This window comes from Massilia mucilaginosa (assembly GCF_011682145.1).
GTDB classification, from domain to species: Bacteria; Pseudomonadota; Gammaproteobacteria; order Burkholderiales; family Burkholderiaceae_D; genus Telluria_A; species Telluria_A mucilaginosa.
In genome coordinates this window covers 1-3,155 of record NZ_WHJH01000118.1, presented here as the reverse complement: position 1 = coordinate 3,155, position 3,155 = coordinate 1, and the positions used below count along the sequence as shown (strand labels likewise).

5 protein-coding genes are annotated in these 3,155 nt (G+C 61.7%); 1 reads left to right on the top strand and 4 read right to left on the bottom strand.

Going from position 1 to position 3,155, the window contains the following annotated elements; translation table 11 throughout:
- A partial coding sequence (locus F2P45_RS33860) for a PEP-CTERM sorting domain-containing protein (RefSeq protein WP_166882597.1) occupies positions 1 to 399 on the top strand: 399 nt, incomplete at its 5' end.
- A 200-nt stretch (positions 400 to 599) separates the two neighbouring features.
- Here the strand turns inward: F2P45_RS33860 and prfH are convergent.
- From prfH to F2P45_RS36600, 4 genes are all read right to left on the bottom strand, one after another.
- Positions 600 to 1,229 (bottom strand): peptide chain release factor H, encoded by a 630-nt coding sequence (prfH, locus tag F2P45_RS33855; RefSeq protein WP_166882598.1) that lies wholly within the window; start codon positions 1,227 to 1,229, stop codon positions 600 to 602.
- On the bottom strand, positions 1,229 to 2,422 hold the full coding sequence (locus tag F2P45_RS33850; protein ID WP_166882596.1) for an RNA ligase RtcB family protein: 1,194 nt from the start codon (positions 2,420 to 2,422) through the stop codon (positions 1,229 to 1,231). The genes prfH and F2P45_RS33850 overlap by 1 nt, the downstream gene beginning before the upstream one ends.
- 323 nt (positions 2,423 to 2,745) lie before the next feature.
- Positions 2,746 to 2,931, bottom strand: a complete 186-nt coding sequence (locus F2P45_RS36605) for a cellulose binding domain-containing protein (protein ID WP_370663348.1) — start codon at positions 2,929 to 2,931, stop codon at positions 2,746 to 2,748.
- Between the two features lie 7 nt (positions 2,932 to 2,938).
- Positions 2,939 to 3,155, bottom strand: a 217-nt coding sequence (locus F2P45_RS36600; protein WP_229505433.1) for a hypothetical protein, incomplete at its 5' end; no start/stop codon positions are given.

Genomic DNA, 3,155 nt, shown 5'->3' with positions numbered 1-3,155 from the left:
ATCGCGGCAACGTGCTTCTCCCAAAAAACGGTCGTGTTTTCCATGCTTGCTCCGGTATCAAATCGAAGTAGCAAGAATGCGGAAATTCGGATTAGCCAGCAAGTCTGGGGTTTATGGAGCGCTTACAGTGAAAGGCATGGGAACGGCAACCCGCCGTATGATGGCGGTAACATTTCTGACACCATTGCTGTAGAACCTGGGTTCCGCTTCTGGGGCCATTCTTTTGATCTCGGCGAGGGTTCCTACACGACCTATCATATGACCGACGATACCAAATTTGCGATCAGCGCCGTCCCTGAACCGCACAGCTACCTGATGCTCGGCGCCGGCTTGCTGGCCCTCGGTGCCCTGCGTCGGCGCGCCAAACGCGCAACGCCGGCAACTGCCAACGCCGCGTAAGCAAACCGAAACCAGCGCGGCCCTCCATCGCCGCGCTGTTTGAATGTGAATGATCGTGCCATGCATGGCGCGGTTAGGTAACCGGGCCATGGCAAGCGTACAGGACCGGGCTGCCCGGAGGGATCAATGACCTAACCACGGCAAGCGCAGTCAGCAAGCGCCGCCATGCTGCATCGAGGCACAGTAACGCTCGTGACAGCTCAGCTCGTCTTTTCCACGAAGCGCATTCCCACGAACACCCGCTCCGCGTTGCCGCGCTCGGCCTGGAAATGATGCATGCGGCGCTCGGACTTGTTCTTGCCCTCCTCCGACTTCGCCAATTCGCCCAATTTGCTGAGCAACAGCTGCGCGGCCAGCCGCTTGTTGGCATGCTGGCTACGCTCCGTCTGCACCTTCACCGACAAACCGGATGCCACATGGGTTGCCCGGATCGCGCTGTCGGTCTTGTTGACGTGCTGCCCGCCCGGACCGGAAGCGCGGGTTGCCTCGTAGCGGATCTCGCCGCACTCGGTGGACACCGCCGGCGGCGCGAACGCGGCGCCGTTGAGAAACCAGTTCTTGCGCTTGTGCAGCTTGCGGTAAGGACTTTCGCAGAGCCATTGAATGCTTCCGCTCCAGTGTCCGGCAAGGGCGTCGACCGCCTCCGATTCTCCATCGAGCTCCACCAGCACCGAGCGCAAGGTACCGCCGATTGGCCCCGCCAACTGTTCCACCACGCTCACCGTGACACCCGCCTTGTGCGCCTCGCGGCCCAGTTGCGCAAGCGCTTTTGTGACTGCCAGACAGCATTCTGCCGGGCCTGTATTGGCTGTAATTTGTAACCAGATCATCAGCAGCACTCCCCACGCGTTTTGTAGGTCAGCACAGGCTTGCTTCTGGATACCACCCGCACCAGTCCCGCGCCCACAAGCGAGCCGAGCACACTGTCGACATTCTTGTAGGCCTGCGGCGCTTCTTCATAAATCAACGCGCGGTCATTGCAGATGACGCGCCCGCCCATCGACGTGCGGCTCAATTGCGCCGGCGTCGCCAGTTTGTCCAGGCGGCCCTTGCAATCGGTGCGCTGCCACTTGCGCCCTGCTCCGTGCGCCAGCGAATGCAGGCTCAGTTCACCGGCGGACAGCACCGGCTCGATCAGGTAACTATAGTCGTCGCGCGAACCGGGCAACATGACCAGGCCCTGGTCGCTCGGCGTGGCGCCCTTGCGGTGCAGCCAGCCAGGCTGGCCATCGATGCTTGCCGGCGTCACCGTGTTGTGGTGAACATCGAGCACGCGCACCGCCTCGCAGCGCAGACGATGAAAAATCCGTGCCGCGATCAGCGAGCGATTCACTTCCGCGTACTGCAACGCTGCGTCATGCTCGCGCAAATAGGCGAGCGCCTCCGGGCTGCCATCTTGCAGACCGGCGTGACTGTGCGCATCGACATGCGCGCGCAAGATCACCTGCCCCAAGCCGCGCGAGCCGCTATGCACAAGCAATTGCAGGCACTTGCGCGTGAGCGTGGTACGCCCCATCACCTCTTCATCTTCGACCGCATCGATTGCCTGAAGTTCCGCGAAGTGGTTGCCACGGCCGATGGTGCCGAGCGAGCGCAGCGGCGCCAGGTCGAGACCAGCCGCTGCCAGCGCGGCGGACAGCGCCTCGATGCGCGCCGGCCAGGAGGGGGCGACACGTTCGAGCCCGGCCCATTCTTCCTCGTCGATCACATCGTCAAGGTTGCCGATCTGCTTGTCGATCTTGTCGAGCTTGGCCTTGCCGGCGAGGATGTCGGTTTGCCACAGCGCCATGCCGCAGCCGATATCGTTGCCCACCAGCGCAGGATACAAGCGTCCGGTGGAAAAGAACGCCGCCCCGACAGGGTAGCCGCGCCCGGGATGCAGGTCGGGCAAGCCAACGACGCGTTGCATGCCGGCCAGTGCGGCCGTGGTTTTGGTTTGTTGTATTGCAGCGTCTTCGAGCCACAGACGGTCGGACGCGATGATCGAAATACGATCAGAAATATGCTGAACAAAATTGCCCATGTGATGCCAATCCAAAAAAATACGAGTACGGATTGGGTGCTGGCGGAGCGCTGACGATGAATTCGTCAAGAGAGGGCTAAACGATGCGACAGACGGGCGAATGCCGTCGGTTCAATGCAGGAGATTAGCCAGCCAGACCCAGAAAAGGAGCGTTAGTGTTCAGTTTTTGCATGATCGTTCTCCTTTTCTAAATGGTTGGCCTGCTTGGGATTGCGATAGTAGGCGATTTTTTGCGCTGATGCAAGTGCTTGTTAAATGTTGGTAGCGATTGCTGCCGATCCGTCGCCCCCCGCGAAGGCGGGGGCGACGGTTGTTACGCCAGCTTAGCGAACGGCGCAGAAGCCGAACGACTGGGTAGCTTTCGGCTGCACGGTCGCGTTGTACGGCTGACCCGATGCCGTCAAGGTGGCGCCCGTCTGGGTGTAGACCGCGTTCCACAGGTTGTTGATCTTGCCCTGTACCGGCACGTTGATCTTCCACACCACCGGCGTGGTGCCGCTGTTGTTCACGCTCACTTCAGCGCAATAGCCGGCCGTCCAATCGGAATTGATCTTGACCACCGCCGTGACCGCTGGCGTTGGTGTCGGTGTCGGCGTTGGTGTCGGCGTTGGCGTTGGTGTCGGCGTTGGCGTTGGCGTCGGCGTCGGTGTCGGCGTCGGCGTCGGCGTCGGCGTTGGCGTCGGCGTCGGCGTCGGCGTCGGGGTTGGGGTGGGTGTCGGCGTTGGCGTCGCGC